This window comes from Burkholderia sp. AcTa6-5 (assembly GCF_017815075.1).
Lineage (GTDB): Bacteria > Pseudomonadota > Gammaproteobacteria > Burkholderiales > Burkholderiaceae > Burkholderia > Burkholderia sola.
In genome coordinates this window covers 68,422-84,227 of the sequence record NZ_JAGIQE010000014.1, presented here as the reverse complement: position 1 = coordinate 84,227, position 15,806 = coordinate 68,422, and the positions used below count along the sequence as shown (strand labels likewise).

19 protein-coding genes are annotated in these 15,806 nt (G+C 69.7%); 5 read left to right on the top strand and 14 right to left on the bottom strand.

Annotated features, from left to right (window positions below; genetic code table 11):
- Position 1: 1 nt before the first annotated feature.
- The 12 genes from ligD to J8I33_RS19705 all read right to left on the bottom strand — a co-directional run bounded on the left by ligD (position 2) and on the right by J8I33_RS19705 (position 10,710).
- Entirely contained in the window at positions 2-2,812 is a 2,811-nt protein-coding gene (ligD, locus tag J8I33_RS19760; RefSeq protein ID WP_209938805.1) for a DNA ligase D, read from the bottom strand.
- Between the two features lie 51 nt (positions 2,813-2,863).
- Complete coding sequence (locus J8I33_RS19755; protein ID WP_209938803.1) at positions 2,864-3,895, bottom strand: Ku protein; 1,032 nt, start codon at positions 3,893-3,895, stop codon at positions 2,864-2,866.
- Positions 3,896-3,987: 92 nt separating this feature from the next.
- The gene (gene katE / locus J8I33_RS19750) at positions 3,988-6,093 is read right to left on the bottom strand and encodes a catalase HPII (RefSeq protein WP_209938800.1); all 2,106 of its coding nucleotides are present in this window, start codon (positions 6,091-6,093) and stop codon (positions 3,988-3,990) included.
- 127 nt (positions 6,094-6,220) lie between these two features.
- Positions 6,221-6,607, bottom strand: coding sequence for a DUF3022 domain-containing protein (locus J8I33_RS19745; protein WP_209924455.1), 387 nt, complete (start codon positions 6,605-6,607; stop codon positions 6,221-6,223).
- Positions 6,604-6,765, bottom strand: coding sequence for a DUF1328 family protein (locus J8I33_RS19740; RefSeq protein WP_006498332.1), 162 nt, complete (start codon positions 6,763-6,765; stop codon positions 6,604-6,606). Before J8I33_RS19740 ends, J8I33_RS19745 begins: the two co-directional genes overlap by 4 nt.
- A gap of 46 nt (positions 6,766-6,811) precedes the next feature.
- Complete coding sequence (locus tag J8I33_RS19735) at positions 6,812-7,000, bottom strand: DUF3008 family protein (protein ID WP_006498333.1); 189 nt, start codon at positions 6,998-7,000, stop codon at positions 6,812-6,814.
- 71 nt (positions 7,001-7,071) lie between these two features.
- Positions 7,072-8,505, bottom strand: a complete 1,434-nt coding sequence (locus J8I33_RS19730; protein WP_124555903.1) for an RNA polymerase factor sigma-54 — start codon at positions 8,503-8,505, stop codon at positions 7,072-7,074.
- A 229-nt stretch (positions 8,506-8,734) separates the two neighbouring features.
- A complete protein-coding gene (locus tag J8I33_RS19725; RefSeq protein ID WP_209938798.1) occupies positions 8,735-9,244 on the bottom strand; it encodes a DUF892 family protein in 510 nt (169 codons plus the stop codon).
- A gap of 51 nt (positions 9,245-9,295) precedes the next feature.
- The gene (locus J8I33_RS19720; protein ID WP_089490337.1) at positions 9,296-9,601 is read right to left on the bottom strand and encodes a hypothetical protein; all 306 of its coding nucleotides are present in this window, start codon (positions 9,599-9,601) and stop codon (positions 9,296-9,298) included.
- A gap of 53 nt (positions 9,602-9,654) precedes the next feature.
- Positions 9,655-9,966 carry a hypothetical protein gene (locus J8I33_RS19715; RefSeq protein ID WP_089490336.1) on the bottom strand — a complete coding sequence of 104 codons (312 nt, stop codon included), beginning with the start codon at positions 9,964-9,966 and terminating at the stop codon, positions 9,655-9,657.
- Entirely contained in the window at positions 9,963-10,211 is a 249-nt protein-coding gene (locus J8I33_RS19710; RefSeq protein WP_209924456.1) for a hypothetical protein, read from the bottom strand. Before J8I33_RS19710 ends, J8I33_RS19715 begins: the two co-directional genes overlap by 4 nt.
- 193 nt (positions 10,212-10,404) lie before the next feature.
- Complete coding sequence (locus J8I33_RS19705) at positions 10,405-10,710, bottom strand: hypothetical protein (protein ID WP_027805702.1); 306 nt, start codon at positions 10,708-10,710, stop codon at positions 10,405-10,407.
- 167 nt (positions 10,711-10,877) lie between these two features.
- Between J8I33_RS19705 and J8I33_RS19700 the strand changes: the two genes are divergently transcribed.
- From J8I33_RS19700 to J8I33_RS19690, 3 genes are all read left to right on the top strand, one after another.
- Positions 10,878-11,132, top strand: coding sequence for a hypothetical protein (locus tag J8I33_RS19700; RefSeq protein ID WP_050013986.1), 255 nt, complete (start codon positions 10,878-10,880; stop codon positions 11,130-11,132).
- A gap of 87 nt (positions 11,133-11,219) precedes the next feature.
- Complete coding sequence (locus tag J8I33_RS19695) at positions 11,220-11,651, top strand: CBS domain-containing protein (RefSeq protein WP_050013987.1); 432 nt, start codon at positions 11,220-11,222, stop codon at positions 11,649-11,651.
- Positions 11,652-11,743: 92 nt separating this feature from the next.
- Positions 11,744-12,226: a PRC-barrel domain-containing protein gene (locus J8I33_RS19690; protein ID WP_050013988.1), complete on the top strand. Its 483-nt coding sequence runs from the start codon at positions 11,744-11,746 to the stop codon at positions 12,224-12,226.
- Between the two features lie 130 nt (positions 12,227-12,356).
- Here the strand turns inward: J8I33_RS19690 and J8I33_RS19685 are convergent, their stop codons facing one another.
- On the bottom strand, positions 12,357-12,836 hold the full coding sequence (locus tag J8I33_RS19685; protein WP_209924458.1) for a response regulator: 480 nt from the start codon (positions 12,834-12,836) through the stop codon (positions 12,357-12,359).
- Between the two features lie 233 nt (positions 12,837-13,069).
- On the opposite strand from J8I33_RS19685, the gene J8I33_RS19680 reads away from it, so the two are divergent.
- Both J8I33_RS19680 and J8I33_RS19675 read left to right on the top strand, forming a co-directional pair.
- Positions 13,070-13,771, top strand: a complete 702-nt coding sequence (locus J8I33_RS19680; protein ID WP_245170058.1) for a UdgX family uracil-DNA binding protein — start codon at positions 13,070-13,072, stop codon at positions 13,769-13,771.
- Entirely contained in the window at positions 13,768-15,072 is a 1,305-nt protein-coding gene (locus tag J8I33_RS19675) for a divalent metal cation transporter (protein ID WP_209938797.1), read from the top strand. The genes J8I33_RS19680 and J8I33_RS19675 overlap by 4 nt, the downstream gene beginning before the upstream one ends.
- A gap of 94 nt (positions 15,073-15,166) precedes the next feature.
- Here the strand turns inward: J8I33_RS19675 and J8I33_RS19670 are convergent, their stop codons facing one another.
- A complete protein-coding gene (locus J8I33_RS19670) occupies positions 15,167-15,778 on the bottom strand; it encodes a DUF892 family protein (protein ID WP_050013992.1) in 612 nt (203 codons plus the stop codon).
- Positions 15,779-15,806 lie beyond the last annotated feature (28 nt).

The window sequence follows — 15,806 nt, the reverse complement described above, 5'->3', positions numbered from 1 at the left end:
TTCACGCACCGGCGTCGAGCCGCGCCCGCATCGCCGCGGTGATGCGCTGGCGCGTGCTCGCATAGCCTTCCCACGGATCGCGCTTCAGCGTGTCCAGCCGCTCGTGCAGCGTATCGATCGTCCATTGCGCGCCGCCCGTCGTGTCGGGCACCTCGTCCCAGTCGAGCGGCACCGACACGCCCATGCCGGGCCGCGCGCGCACCGAATACGCGGCGATCGTGCTCGCGCCGCGCCCGTTGCGCAGATAGTCGACGAAGATCTTGCCGCGCCGGTGGCGCGGCCCCATCGTCGCGGTGAAACGGTCGGGCAGCGTGCCGGCGACGTGCTGCGCGACCGCGCGCGAAAAGTCCTTCACGTCGTCCCAGCCCGCATGCCGCGTGAGCGGCACGACGACGTGCAGCCCCTTGCCGCCGCTCGTCTTGCAGAACGACACGAGCCCCAGCTCGTCGAGCAGCCCGCGCACGAGTTGCGCGGCGTCGATCATCGTGCGCCATGGCAGCGCCGGGTCGGGATCGAGGTCGAACACGATGCGGTCCGGCCGCTCGATGTTCGACGCGTGCGCGTTCCACGTGTGCAGCTCGACCGTGCCCATCTGCGCGGCGCCGAGCAGCGCATCGACGCTGTCGATCGACAGCAGCGGCCCGTGGCCGGGATCGAGCCCTTCGTGCTGCGTGACGAACGGGATCTCGCGGCGCTCCGCGTGCTTCTGGAAGAACAGCTCGCCGGCGATGTCGCCCGGCGCGCGCACGAGCGATACGGGCCGGCCTTTCAGGTCGGCGAGCAGCCACGGCGCGACCCACTGCCAGTAACGCGCGAGATCGATCTTGCGCGTGCCGCTTTGCGGGTCGAGCACGCGCTCGGGATGCGTGATGCGCACGCGGCCGAGCGTGTCGGGGCCGGACGCGTCGCCTTCGGCGCGAGCGGCTGCACGAGAACGTGACGGGCGCTTGCGATCGGCGGTGTCGCGAGCGGCAGGCGATGCGCGCTTGCGTGTGTCGTCGTGCGGGGTCTGGCGTTGATCCATCGTCACCTCCGTTTCCGTGTGTTTCGGCATTTCGCGGACGATCTGCTCCGCCGGCTTGTCGTCGCGCAGCGCGATGAACGCGGCCTGTCGCACGATCCCGTCGCCGGTCCATTCCGCGAATTCGCATTCGGCGACGAGCGTCGGCTCGACCCAGTGCACGCGCGTGCGCGTGCGTTCGCGCGGCGGCGCATCGAACGGCATCGTGTCGCGTTCGTGCTTGCGCAGGATCGCGGCGAGACGGTCGAGCATCCGCGCGTCGAAGCCGGTGCCGACGCGGCCGACGTAGCGCAGCGGCGTCGGCCCGCGCCGCCGCTTGCCGGCCGGCGCCGGCTCGTGCACGCCGAGCAGCAGCGCGCCGAAGCCGTGCCGGCTGCCGGACGGCTCCGTAAAGCCGCCGATCACGAACTCCTGCCGACGCCGGCATTTGAGCTTGATCCACGCAGGCGAACGACCGGCGCGGTAGCGCGAGTCCGCACGCTTGCCGATCAGCCCTTCGAGGCCGGTGTCGCACGCGCTCGCGATCAGCGACGCGACGTCTTGGCCGAGATCGGGCGAAAAGCGCACGCGCGCCGGGTCGCTGTTCGCGAGCAGCGGTTCGAGCAGCGCGCGACGCGCGGTGAGCGGCGCGTCGCGCAGGTCGTAGCCGTCGAGATAAGGCAGATCGAATACGAAGAAGGTGACCGTGTCCGAGCGGTCCGCGCCGAACGCGTTCTGCAGCGCCTGGAAATCGGGCAAGCCGTTTTCGCCGAGCACGACGGCCTCGCCGTCGAGCCATGCGTCGTCGACGTCGAGCGCCGCGAGCGCGTCGCGCTGCGCGCGCAGCTTCGCGGTCCAGTCGCGGCCTTCGCGCGTCATCAGCGTGACGCGCCGGCGAGCGCCCTTCCCCGCGATGCGCGCGAGGATCCGATAGCCGTCGAACTTCAGTTCGTAGCACCAGCCGCCGTGGGTCGGCGGCGCGTCGACCAGCGTCGCCAGTTGCGGGGCGACGCGCTCCGGCAGCGGCGCACGCACCGCGCCTTCGACCTGCGACGGATCGGCGGGGCGCGGGCTTTCGTGGCTTTCATGGCTGGCGTCACTGGCGTGGCGCGCGTCATGTCCATCGCCGGCGTCACCCGTCGATCGACCGCGCCGAGCCGCGCGCTTGCGCGCCGCGCCGTTCGACGCGCCGTCGTGCACACTCCCCGGCCGCTCGCCGACGACGTCGAAGTCATCGGCGCTGCGGGCGTCGTCGTCGCGCTCCTTGATCAGCAGCCACTGCTCCTGGCGCCCTTCCTGCCGCCCGCTGCGCACGAGCGCCCAGCCGCCGTGCAGCTTCTCGCCGTCGAGCCGGAACGACAGCTTGCCGGCCCGATAGCCTTCGCGTGCCCGCGCAACGCCGCCGTCCGGCGTCCACGTGCCCTCGTCCCAGACGACGACCGACCCCGCACCGTAATGCCCGGCCGGAATCTCGCCTTCGAACGACGCGTATTCGAGCGGATGGTCCTCGACGTGCACCGCGAGCCGCTTCACCTGCGGATCGAAGCTCGGCCCCTTCGGCACGGCCCACGACTTCAGCGTGCCGTCGAGTTCGAGCCGGAAGTCGTAGTGCAGCCGGCGCGCGTGGTGCTCCTGGATCACGAAGCGCAGCGGATGGCTTGCGCGCGCGGCAGGCTTCGCCTTCGGCTTCGTGCCCGCTTTCGTGTCGCCCTTCGCATCGGCCTTCGTGCGCCGCTTCCCGTGCGCGCCTTCGGGCTCGGGCGTTGCGCCAAAATGGCGCTTGCGGCGATACGGATCGAGCTTGCCCGCCATCGCGTCACCTCGTCGGAATCGGAGTCGAAATCGGAGTCGGCATGATCGGCGTCACGCCGCGTGCTTGCGGCGCGCGGCGGTCTTCTTCGTCGCATGGTCGCTCGCGGCGCCGCGTTTCGCGGCGGTCTTCTTCGCCGCGGTTTGGGTTGCCGCGGTTTTCGTCGTCGTGCCTTTCGATGCGGATTTCGAAGGCGGCTTGCGGCGCGCGCCGCCCCGCGACGATGACGACGGCGCCTCGTCCTCCCCTTCGTCGCGCTCGCCACGCAGATCCGCCGCCCGTGCACCGGCGCCGCCCTTCAGGCTGCGCTTCAGCAACTCGGTGAGATCGACGACGTTGCTCGCCGCGCGGCCGGTCTGCGCGGGCCGATCCTCGATCTCCTCGATCTTGCCCGCACGCACCTTGCGCTCGACCAGTTCGAGGATGTCGTCGCGAAACGTGTCGTGATATTCGTCGGGCGTCCAGGTGCCGGACATGTCGTCGATCAGCTTCTTCGCCATCCCGAGCTCGCGCGCGGTGACGCCCGCGCCCTTCGCGTCGCCGGCCGGCACCGACAGTTCGTCGAGCGGCCGCAGTTCTTCCTGCCAGCGCAGCGTGTCGAGCGCGAGTATCGGCCCGACCGGAATCAGTGCGCCCAGATGCTGGCGGTCGCGCATCACCACGAGCGCGATGCCGATCTTGCCGCTGTCCTTCAGCGCGTCGCGCAGCAGCGTATAGACCTTCTCGCCCTTGCGGTCCGGCACCAGGTAGTACGGCGTGTCGAGATAGAGGAACGACACGGCGTCCTCGTCGACGAAGGTCAGGATGTCGACGGTCTGCGTCGATTCCGGATTCGCCGCGCGGATCTCGTCGTCGGTGAGCACGACGTAGCGCTCCTTCTCGTACTCGTAGCCGCGCACGATGTCCTCGCGCGTGACTTCCTTGCCGGTGCGCTTGTTGATCTGCCGATAGCCGATCGGGTCCATCGAGCGCTTGTCGAGCATCCGGAACGACGGCTTCACGGTGCGCGTCGCCGGAAACAGCTGCACGGGCACGTGCACGAGCCCGAAGCTGATCGCGCCTTTCCATATCATCCGCGGTGCCATGCGTGTTCCTCCTTGCCGAATGCGCGCCCGCCCGAAGGCAGGCGCGCGGTACGGCGCAAACCGCTGTTGGCCGCTTTGGGCCGCTTTCGGCCCTATGCCGGCAGCTCCGCCGCCTGCTGTTCGCGCGCCCAGACGCGATGCCGGCCGAGGTGATCCGACAGCGTGTTCAGTACCTTGTCCATATCGACGGGCTGCCCGACGCACACGCCCTCGGCCGGGTCCGGCAGGTGCGCGGCGCTGAGCAGTTGCCGCCCCGAGCCGACGGCCGCGATCGGCTTCAGGTGCTTGAACGCCTCGCGCACGAAATGGCGGGCCTCGGCGCTATGCGCGAGATCGCGGCCATCGCCGTCGCCGCCGCACACGAATGCCGCGTCGAACATCACCGACGGCATGCCGACCAGTGTCGCCTCCGGCACGATGCCGCCGATCGGCGCGAGCGTCGGCGCGACGATCGTCGGCACCGCGTGCGCGGCGAGCAACGCGTCGCGCACCTGCTCGACCAGCACCTGATTCACGCCGGGCGTCGCGATCAGCGCGATCTTGCGCGAGCGGATGCCGGGCTTCGCGCGGCCGATCAGGCTCAGCGCCGGCGAACGCTGCGCGACGACCGGCGTCGCGCCCGCCTGCGGCGCAGGCAGCCCGAGCCGTTCGGCGACCTGCGCGGCGAGCCCCGCGTCGAAGCGCGCGATGATCTCGTTGACCACGCGCTCGCGAATGTGCGGCTGCGTCACCTTGCCGAGCTCGAAGCAGTACGCGTCGCGGATATGCCGCTGCTCGATGTCGGTCATGCTCTGGTAGAACAGCGCGGCCTGCGAGAAATGGTCGGCGAACGATTCGCTGCGCACGCGCACCTTGTGGCCTTCGAGCGGCTCGGGCACGGTCTCGAACCCGCCGCCGGACGGCGCGGGCGGCGTCTCGCGCGGCCAGCCGCCGCTCGTCGAATTCGGCTCGTACGACGCCTGCCCGACGTTGATCGTCTGCCGATGCATCGCGTCGCGCTGGTTGTTCGCGAACGGGCACACCGGCCGGTTGATCGGAATCTCGTGGAAGTTCGGACCGCCGAGCCGGCTCAGCTGCGTGTCCGTGTACGAGAACAGCCGCCCCTGCAGCAGCGGGTCGTTCGTGAAATCGATGCCCGGCACCACGTGGCCCGGGTGAAACGCGACCTGCTCGGTCTCCGCGAAAAAGTTGTCGGGGTTGCGGTTCAGCGTCATCCGGCCGATCGGCCGCACCGGCACGCGTTCTTCCGGCACGAGCTTGGTCGGGTCCAGCAGATCGAAGTCGAATTTGTCGGCATCGGCCGGGTCGATCATCTGCACGCCGAGTTCGAACTCCGGATAGTCGCCGCGCTCGATCGCGGTCCACAGGTCGCGCCGGTTGAAATCCGGATCGTGGCCGGCGATCCGCTGCGCCTCGTCCCACAGCAGCGAATACGCGCCGCTCACGGGCCGCCAGTGAAATTTCACGAAACGCTCGACGCCGGCCGCGTTCACGAAGCGGAACGTGTGCACGCCGAAGCCGTCCATCGCGCGATAGCTGGCCGGCAGCGCACGGTCCGACATCAGCCACAGCACCATGTGCGTCGTTTCCGGCACCAGCGACACGAAATCCCAAAAGGTGTCGTGCGCGGACGCGCCGGTCGGCATCTCGTTCGGCGCCTCGGGCTTCACCGCGTGCACGAAGTCGGGAAACTTGATCGCGTCCTGGATGAAGAACACCGGCATGTTGTTGCCGACGAGGTCGTAGTTGCCTTCCTCGGTATAGAACTTCACCGCGAAGCCGCGCACGTCGCGCACGGTGTCGGACGAGCCGCGCGGCCCCTGCACGGTCGAGAAGCGCACGTAGACCGGCGTTTCGGCGGCCGGGTCCTGCAGGAACGCGGCCTTCGTGTAGTCGGCCATCGGTTCGTACACGCGGAACACGCCATGCGCGGCCGAGCCGCGCGCATGCACCACCCGCTCCGGAATGCGCTCGTGATCGAAATGCGTGATCTTTTCGCGCATGATGAAGTCTTCGAGCAGCGACGGCCCGCGCGCGCCGCCGCGCAGCGTGTTCTGGTTATCGGCGATCCGCACGCCCTGGTTGGTCCGCAGCGCCTCGCCGTCGGGCCGCGCACGGTGCTCGTCGAGCTGACGCGACTTCGCGCTGTCGTGCGGTTGCGTCGGGGGCGTCTTGCCGGCGGATGGGGGAGTCGTCATCGTCAGGTATCCTCTTGGAATTCGGTAGGAAGCCGCTGCCGCACGGCGCCGCGCCGCGGCGCGCGCGTGCGGACGGCAGGGAAAGCCGGCCCGGCGTGCCGCGAACGGCCGCGGGCCGGTGGCGGCGTCAGGGCGCGCGCAGCGCCGCGTCGAATTCCGCGGCCGTCACGTCGAGCGCGACGTTGCATTCGATCGCGGCGTCCTCGACGCGCGGCTTGTGCTCGTCCACCGCGCGCCGCGCACGGTCGCACAGCTGCGTGCGCACGCGCAGCCGGTCGGCCGTGTCGAGCGTCGCGTAGCGTTCGATCACGTCCGCGTCGAACCGCATCTCGACCGTGCAGCGCCATTCGCGCGCGTCCTCGTCGGACGGCACGCGCACCCACGACACGTGGATCGTCAGCCGCCCGGACGCGTCGTCCGCATGCACGACGACGGTCGACTGCGACGGAAAACCGATCGCGAACGCGTGCTCGAGTTCCGCGACGCGCTGCGACCGGTCGGGCATCACGTTCATCGTCGCACGACGCCCAGCAGCAACGTGACCAGGAAGATCACGACGAAGATGTAGAACAGGATCTTCGCGATCTCGGCCGCACCGGCCGCGATGCCGCCGAACCCGAACACGGCGGCAATGATCGCGATGACGAAGAAGATGATGGCGTATCGAAGCATGGAACCCTCCTGGATGACTGCAGTCGTCACTAAACGTCGGCGCCGATCACGCATCGTGCTTGTGTTTCGGTTTGCCGTGCGTGGGCGTGGAAGCCATTTTCTCGAGCTCCTTCTCGCTCATCGACTTGGCCATCGATTTCGACGGCGGCTTCAGGTCCTTCATTTTCGTGTCACCGCGCTTGGCCGACAGCGCGGCCCCGGCGGCGCGCTGCTGAGCCTGGGATTTGGCTGGCATGGTTGCGCTCCTCTCGTTGGCGCGCGAGCCGACGCGACGCGCGGCACGCGCGGGTTGGAACAATGAGGCCGTCACGCGGCGTCGCGACGCCGCAGGTCGGCCGGCGGAATCTTCATCGCCTGGCGATACTTGGTCACCGTGCGACGCGCAAGAAGAATGCCGCGGCCCGCGAGGTTCTCCGCGAGCGCGACGTCGGACAGCGGGTCGGTATGCCGCTCGGCCGCGATCATGTCGCGGATCAGCACCTTCGCGGCCGACGCCGAACACACGCCCTTGCCGGCCGCCTCGAGCTTGCGCGGGAAGAAATGCTTGAACTCGAACGTGCCGTGCGGCGTGGCCATGTACTTGTTGCCGGTCGCGCGCGAGACGGTCGATTCGTGCAGGTCGAGCTCTTCCGCGATGTCGCGCAGCACGAGCGGCTTCATCGCGATCTCGCCGTAGCGGAAGAAATCGCGCTGACGCGCGACGATGCATTCGCCCACGCGCTGGATCGTGTCGAAGCGCTTCTGCACGTTGCGGATCAGCCAGCGCGCTTCCTGCAACTGCTGGCCGAGCGGCGAATCGCGTTCGCCGCTCGACTGCGCGAACAGCGTCGCATAGCGCTCGTGCAAGCGGGCGCGCGGCAGCACGGCTGGATTGATCGTCACGATCCATTCGTCGCGCACCTGGCGCACGATCACGTCGGGCACCACGTAGTCGCCGCGCGTGCTGCCGTAGTGATTGCCGGGGCGCGGATCGAGCCCGCGCACCAGCGCGCAGGCCGCCTGCAGCGTGTGCGCGTTGCAACCGAGGCGCCGCTGGATCTCGGCCGTCTCGCGGCGCGCGAGCCGCTCCAGATGCTCGCGTGCGATCGCCTTCGCTTCCGCGAGCGCCGGCGTGCCGGCCGGAATCGCGTCGAGCTGCAGCACCAGGCACTCGGACAACGAGCGGGCCGCGATGCCCGGCCGGTCGAGCATCTGCACGAGCCGCAGCGCGACCGCCAGATCCTGCTCCGACAGCAGCAAGGCCGGATCGGCGGCGACCAGCAGTTCGGCCAGCTCCTGACGCAGATAGCCGTCGTCGTCCAGCGCATCGATCACGAGGCGCGCGGCTTCGCGGTCGCGCCGGTTGAGCGGATAGAGTCGCAGCGCATCGTGCAGCTGCTGATGCAGCGACGGCTCGGCGGCCATCCATTCGCCCGGCGACAGGCCGTCCGCGTCGTCGCCCTGACGGCTCGTGCCGCGCGGCGCGGGCGCGGCCGTAAACGGCACCTCGCCGTCCGGCGGCCGGATGTCGTCGCGCTCGGGCGCCGCGTCGGGCGCCGCCGCTTCGGGCGGCTGCTCGGGGGTCGCCGCAGCGGTTTCGTCGTCGCTCTGGCCGTCTTCCAGAAACGGGTTCATGTCGAGCGCCTGGCGCAATTCCTGTTGAAACTCGAGCGAGGACAACTGAAGCAGTCGCAGCGACTGCTGGAGCCTCGGCGTAAGTGCCAGATGCTGTCGCATCTGCAGCGCAAGCGAGACGGGCATCGAAAGCCTCCTGACGTGGGGTTCGCGGGTTCGCGGTATGTCTTCTCCCGGACGTCATGCAGCTTCCATGCCAGTCGCGCGAAGCGCGCTGCGACGCGGCTCTCGCCGGTTCGCGCCCCGTTTCGCCGCGTGCGAGAGCCGCTTTTTTACAAGCCGGGGGCAAGTTAGGGGGCACGTATTTCGCTCGCGGGAGACGACGCACGCCGGAAGCGGCTCGGCGGCCGCGCGGCTATCGTTTCGCGTCGATGCGGTCGACCGCCGAACGGTCGAGAAACGCGGTCGTCAACTCGGGCAGATGGCGCAGCAGCCACGCAGTCATGTCGCGCTCCTGCTGCAGGATCCGCTCGCAACACGCGCGGATTTCGTCTTCGCCCGCAGCTTGCGCGGCCGCGACGAGCGCCGTGTAGGCGGCGATCTCGAGCTGCGAGAACGCGTAAGCGGCGAGCGCCGTCTTCACGACTTCGTCGTCCGCGAGCATGCCGCTCGCGACCTGCCCGTACGCGGCGACGCGCGCGGCGAGATCCTTGGTCGCCGACGGCGACGTGCCGAGCCGCATCAGGCACGCTTCGACGAGCGCCTGCTGGCCGAGCGTGGCGTCGAGATGCAGCCGCAGCCGGTCCTGCAGTTGCGGATAGTGGTCGACCCGCTTCATCTGCGCATCGATCATCGTCTCGGCCTGGCGCTCCATCGCGTACGCATCGCGCAGCCAGTCCTCCAGGTGCTCATGCTGATTCGCCATCGCGTTCCTCCGGCCGCATCGCGGTGCGGCATGCCGTGACGCGTCGTGTCGTCAGTACTGCATCGGCGGCGGCGTGCCCGGCAGCGGCCGGTCGCTCTGCGTGCCGTTCGGGCCCGGCGGCGGCACGTCTGCCGGTACGTCGACGGTCGTGCCCGGCGGCATCGTGTTGCCCGGCGACGGACGCGTGTCGTAGCGCGTGTTCGCGTCCGGCATCGTCGTGGTCGACTGCGCGCCGCGCCCGTCGGGCGGCGCGGGCGGCGCCGCATGCGTGCCGTACGGGCCGCTGGCCGGTTGCGTGCATGCGCCCAGCGCGCACGCCGCGGCGAACGCACAGGCTATCGTCTGGATCGTGTTCATCGAGTCCTCCTCCCTGGAATCGACGGCTCCGGGCTACACCGTGGCGGCACGGCTCAGAGCCGGTTGAAATGGAAATCGCCCGCGTACGCGGTCGGTGCGCGGCGCGCCATCATCGTGTCGAATTCGGCCGCGACGCGCGTGAGCGTGCCGCGTTGCCGGTCGATGTCGGCCCGTTCGAGCGCGCCGAACGCATCGGCGTCGAACGTCACGGTCAGCGACGCCGGATGGCCGTCGACGCGAAAGCCGATATGCAATGCGCCGGCCGGGTGCTCCTCGACGTGGAACGGCATCGCGCGCGCCTCGAAATGGCGGCCGAGCGTTTCGGCGAGGTCGCGCAGCATGCCGGGTTTCACGCGGATGCTCATTGCAGTCCCTCCCTTCGTCTCGGCGGCATCGCGCCCGCCGGCCCTGCACGCACCGGGGGCTCCGGCGACGGCGGATCGCGTTCCGGCGGCGCATGCCCCGGCGGATCGCCCTCCGGTTCCCGGTACGGTTCGGGCATGTCCGGCGGCACGTCGTCGGGATCGGGCGGCGCGGGGTCCGGCTCGATGTCGGGCAACGGCGGTTCGGGCCGTTGCAGCCACTGCGCAGATTCGTGTGTCATCGGCATTCATTCCCTCGTTGCGGGGTTCGGGTCGGGATCGGCGCGACGCGCCGCGTACCGAAGATTCGCAAGCCGCGTGCCATCCGTTCGGATGGCCGCACGCGGGGGGGCCGGCGGGGATCGATACGCAGTCGCGCGGTCCGGCGCGCCGCGCCGTGCCTTCGCTACACCGCTCGCTGCAAATCTTGCAAGCACGCCGCTACGCGTCGTACGCGGCCATCACGAGCCACAGCTCGCGGCCGTCGTCGCGCACGCGCGCAGCAAGCGCATACGGATCCGACGGCTCGCACGCGCGCTGCAGCGCGAAGCGCGCGGGTTCGGTCGCGCCGAACGTCTCGTCGCCGAGCGGCCGCACGTCGGCCTTGCCTTCGAACATCCGGCGCTCGGGCCGGTAGATCAGCGGTTCGTGTTTCCACGTATCGAAATGGCTTTTCACCGAATCGAATCCGCCGCCGCATACATTGATTTCGTAGCGCACCCCTGGTCGTCGTTTCGGAATCGTCATCGTGCCTCCCGCTCGATGTGCGCGCAGCAGGCACCCTGTTGCGCCGTGTCGTCATGGTCGTCGTCGTGGTCGTCGCTGTCGCAGCGGCAAGTCGCGTGCCGTGCGTGCGGAGCGGGAACGCGGGTTGCGCCAGAGGCGGCTCCTCGTCACCCATACGGAGCACCGCCATGAAGGATTCGACCCGGCACGGCCAAGACGCACCGGCGCGCGAGCGGCAGCCCGACCCGCAACCCCCGCTGAAGGACCAGGACCACACGCGCACGCGCCATTCGGAGCGCCATATCGACAAGCAGCTCGAGGACACGTTTCCGGCCAGCGACCCGCCCGCGACCGGCGGCGTCACGCGCATCGAGCCCGACACGCCGCCCGGCACGCACGACGGCGGGCCGTGGGACGACAAGCGCAAACGCGACGACAAGTGACGAGACGAGCCGCGTGCACGGCACGCGGTTTGCTGGATCGCAACAGCCGCATCGGCACATTGCTTCAACACCCGCAAGGAGAATTTCATGCATCGCGTCAACGAAATCATGTCGCAGGACGTCGTGCGGATCGCCCCGACCGACTCGATCCGTCACGCCGCCCAACTGATGGAGCGCTACGACATCGGCGCGCTGCCCGTGTGCGACAACAACCGGCTGATCGGGATGGTGACGGACCGCGACCTCGCGGTGCGCGCGATCTCGGCCGGCAAGCCGCCGGAGACGCGAATCCACGAGGTCGCATCCGGCCCGATCGAATGGTGCTTCGACGACGATCCGCTGGACGAGATCCAGCACTACATGGCCGACGCGCAACTGCGCCGGCTGCCCGTCGTCGATCACGACAAGCGACTGGTCGGCATGCTGTCGCTCGCCGACATCGCGACGCGCACGGCCAGCCCCGAGCGCGACGACGTCGCGAACACGCTGGAAGGCGTGTCGCAACCGAAGCAGACGTGACGGAGCGATTCCCGCTTCGCCTCGACAACCCGCGCGACCCGCAGGGCCCGCCCCCCGGGCACGGTCGCGCCCCACGCAGCCAGGAGGAAACCATGCAGACTTCCGATCAAGGTCAGACCCGCATCATCGGCAAGGGCGCCGCGACGGCGGCCGGCCCCGGCCCCGACGTGATGGCGGCCGATACGCTGGAAGGCGACAAGGTCTACACGACCGACGGCGACGATGTCGGCAAGATCAAGGACATCATGCTCGACGTGCGCTCGGGCCGCATCGCGTACGCGGTGCTGTCGAGCGGCGGCATCCTCGGCATCGGCGACAAGCTGCACGCGATCCCGTGGAGCGCGCTGACGCTCGACACCGAACGCAAGTGCTTCCTGCTGTCGGTTTCGTCCGAGCGGATTCGCAATGCGCCGGGGTTCGACAAGGACCACTGGCCGGCGATGGCCGATCCGCAATGGGCCGAGCCGCTGCACGAGTTCTACGGGAGCACGCCGTATTGGAGCGCCGGCGACGAACTCGGGCTGACCGACCCGACCGAGGACCTCGACGATCCGCGCACGCGCGGCCGTCACTGACCGTCCCGTGACGCGCGTCGGTTCGCCGGCGCCTGCGTTCCGCATTCATTCGACACGCCCCGCTCGCGCGGGGCGTTTTTTTGTCCTCGCGCCGCGGCGCGGGCGGCGCGTCCGGCACCCGCCAGCCTTTTTACAAGGAGCGTGTAACGTCCTCGTCGGGCCTCACGGCGCCGCCGCTCGCCGATTCGAGGTAGCCCAGCAGCCGGTGCGGCGTCAGCGGCTTCGCGCAGTGCGCGTCGAAGCCGGCTTCCTTCGCCCGTTCGCAATCGCGCCGCGACGCGAGCCCGCTGCACGCGACCAGCAGCATGTCCGACGTTCGCGGATCGCGCCGTAGCAGCGCCGCGAGCTGCAACCCGTCGAGGCCCGGCATCGCGATGTCGAGCACGACCGCGAATGGCTGCCAGTCGCGCGCGACGTCGCACACGGCGAACGGATCGTCGGCGACGCGGCACTCGAAGCCGCGCGCCTCCAGCAGCAGGCGCAGCGCATCCGCCGCATCGCGATAGTCGTCGACGACCAGCACGCGGCGCGGACGGCGCGGCACGCTGTCGGGTGCGCGCCACAGCAGCACGTCGTCGGCGGCCGGATCGTCGCCGGGGTCGGGTTGCATCGTGCTTCTCCTGTCGTTGGACCGGCTTGCCCCGCAAGGCGCGCGCCCATACCGACTGCATGCGGCATGCCGGTTGCTGCATCTTTCGCATCGTCGACCCAGGAGTCCTTCATGCGCGCGATGCGGCTTCAAGCGTCCGGTTTGCGTCCCTCTGCGCGTGCGACCGCGCGCGCGCCGGCATGTTCCGCGCGATCGCGGCGCGCCGCTGTTTCGGCCTGCGCCGGAGGCGCCGCATGACCCGTAAGGCACCCGACCGTCCGAAGTCGACGTCGACGCCGACGCCGAAACCGACGGCGACGGCGACGCCAACCGACGACGATGCGCCGGCCACGCTCGACGCGTGCCGCCGCTGCGCGCTGTGGGAACACGCGACGCAACCGGTGCCGGGTGCCGGCCCGGTCGACGCGCCGATCATGCTGGTCGGCGAACAGCCGGGCGACCAGGAGGACCGCACGGGCCTGCCGTTCGTCGGCGCGGCCGGCCGCATGCTCGACCGCGCACTCGACGACGCCGGGATCGAACGCTCGCACGTCTACCTGACGAACGCGGTCAAGCATTTCAAATGGGAACCGCGCGGCAAGCGGCGGCTGCACAAGACGCCGGCGCAGCGCGAAGTGGCCGCGTGCCATTACTGGCTCGAGCGCGAGCTCGAAGCCGTCCAGCCGCGCGTGGTGGTCGCGCTCGGCGCGACGGCGCTGCGCGCGGTGCTGCAGGACAACGACGCGACGCTGGAGCGCACGCGCGCCCCGGTGCGCACCGCCGACGGCCGGCTCGTCGTCGCGACCTATCACCCGTCGTACGTGCTGCGCACGCGCGGCGCCGATTCCCGCGAACACGCGTACCGCACGCTGGTCGATGCGTTGCGCACCGCGTCGCGCCTCGCACGCGAGCGGCGGCACGGCGGCGCTCGCCCGTCGCACGGGGACGCCGGATGAGCGGACTGGACGAAGACGCGCGGCCGGCAGCCGACGCGCCGCCGACCGCCGCGAAACCGTGGTATCGGCGGCTCGGCCCCGGCCTGCTCGCGGGCGCGTCCGACGCCGATCCGAGCAACGTCGCCGTCTACGCGCAGGCCGGCAGCCAGTTCGGTTTCAACATGCTGTGGATGATCGTCGTCACGCTGCCGATGATGGTCGCCGTGCAACTCGCGGCGGCGTTCATCGGGCGCACCAATCGCGAAGGCCTCGTGGCCGGCATCCGCGAAATGTTCTCCGAGCGCCTCGCGAAAGGGCTGATCGTGATGGTCGTGATCGTCAACGTGGTGAATGTCGGCGCCGATCTCGCCGCGATGGGCGATGCGACGGCGCTCGTCGTCGGCGGCCGCAGCTACTGGTATGCGCCGGTCTACGGCCTGGCGTCGCTCGCGCTGCAGGTGCTGCTGTCGTATGAGCGCTACGCGCGCTGGCTCAAATGGATGACGCTCGGCCTGCTCGCGTACGTGATCGAACTCGGCTTCGTGCACGTCGACTGGAGCAACCTGCTGCATGCGATCGCGCTGCCGCACATTTCGTTCACGCACGACTATGCGACGACCGCGGTCGCGGTGCTCGGCACGACGCTGAGCCCCTATCTGTTCGTGTGGCAGGCCGCGCTCGAGGTCGAGGAAACCCAGGCGGAGCGCCGCAACGGCGATGCGTCGTGCGCACCGGGCGCGCGCCGCGAGACCGAACAGCGCATCACGTTCGACACGTGGAGCGGCATGATCGTCACCAACGCGGTGTCGTTCTGCATCATGGTGATCGGCGCGGCCGTGTTCTTCGCGCACGGCCGGCACGACATCGGCAGCACCGCGCAGGCCGCCGAGGCGCTGCGGCCGATCGCCGGCGAAGCCGCGTTCCTGGTGTTCGCGTTCGGCATCGTCGGCTGCGGGCTGCTCGCGATTCCGGCATTCGCGGGCAGCGCCGCCTACGGTTGCGCGGAAGCGTGGCGGTTTCGCGAAGGGCTGAACGAGCCGGTGAGGCGCGCGCCCGCGTTCTACACGGTGCTGGCGCTGTGCGTGATCGTCGGCATCGCGATCTGCTTCAGTCCGATCGACCCGATCCGCGCGCTGTACTGGAGCGCCGTGCTCAACGGCGTCGCGGCGGTGCCGATGCTCGTGTTCGTGATGCTGCTGTCGCAGAAGCGCGATGCGGCCGGCCAGCCCGGCAGCGGCCCGGTATCGAAACTGCTGGGTTGGCTGGCGGTCGCGCTGATGGCGGTGTCGGTGATGACGATGATCGTCGACGTGCTGACGTGATGAATCGCAGCGGGGGACGTGCAGACGGTTGCGTACGCAACCTGATTGGCCTGCAGGCGGGCGGCCGCGCCGCACGACACCGCCCGCCCGGGCATTACATCATCTTGCCGCGCGAACGCTCGGCACGCGCCGCATCGGCGGCGGACTCCACCTTCTTCACTTCCTCCGGCGGCGGCAGCACCGCCTTGAAGCCCATCGACTCGATCCACATCTCGCGCGCCCAGCCACGCGTGTGATACAGGTGATGATCCTCGTCGGCCTCCACCTCGTCGTGCGCGGCCTTCAGCGCCTTCGCCGCGTCGCTGTCGGGCAGTTGGTCGGCCGCATAGCCGATCAGCTCCCAGTTCAGGTGGTCCTTGGTTTCGGCGAGCACCACGCACTCGGCCGCGACGACCTGCGCGACGGCCGGATCGGCCTGCTTCTTCGCCTGCTCGATCACCCGCACCAGCGACTCGCCGGTCGCCGCCACCGCGGCGCGCCCCGGCGATTGCGCGTCGGGATCGAGGCCGAGCGTGGCGAATACCTTGCGCAGCACCTCCTGGTGATGCATCGTCTCGCGATGGTACTTCTCCCATTCCTTGTGCAGGTCCTCGTCGGTCGCGCACTGGAGCGCGGCCTCGTAGATCTTCGCGCCGCCAAGCTCGGTTTCGTATGCCTGGCAGAGCAGTTCGAGGATACCTTCGTGCTTCGATTGCCGTTGGGCCATGACTGCTTCTCCGAAAAAGCGGGCCGCA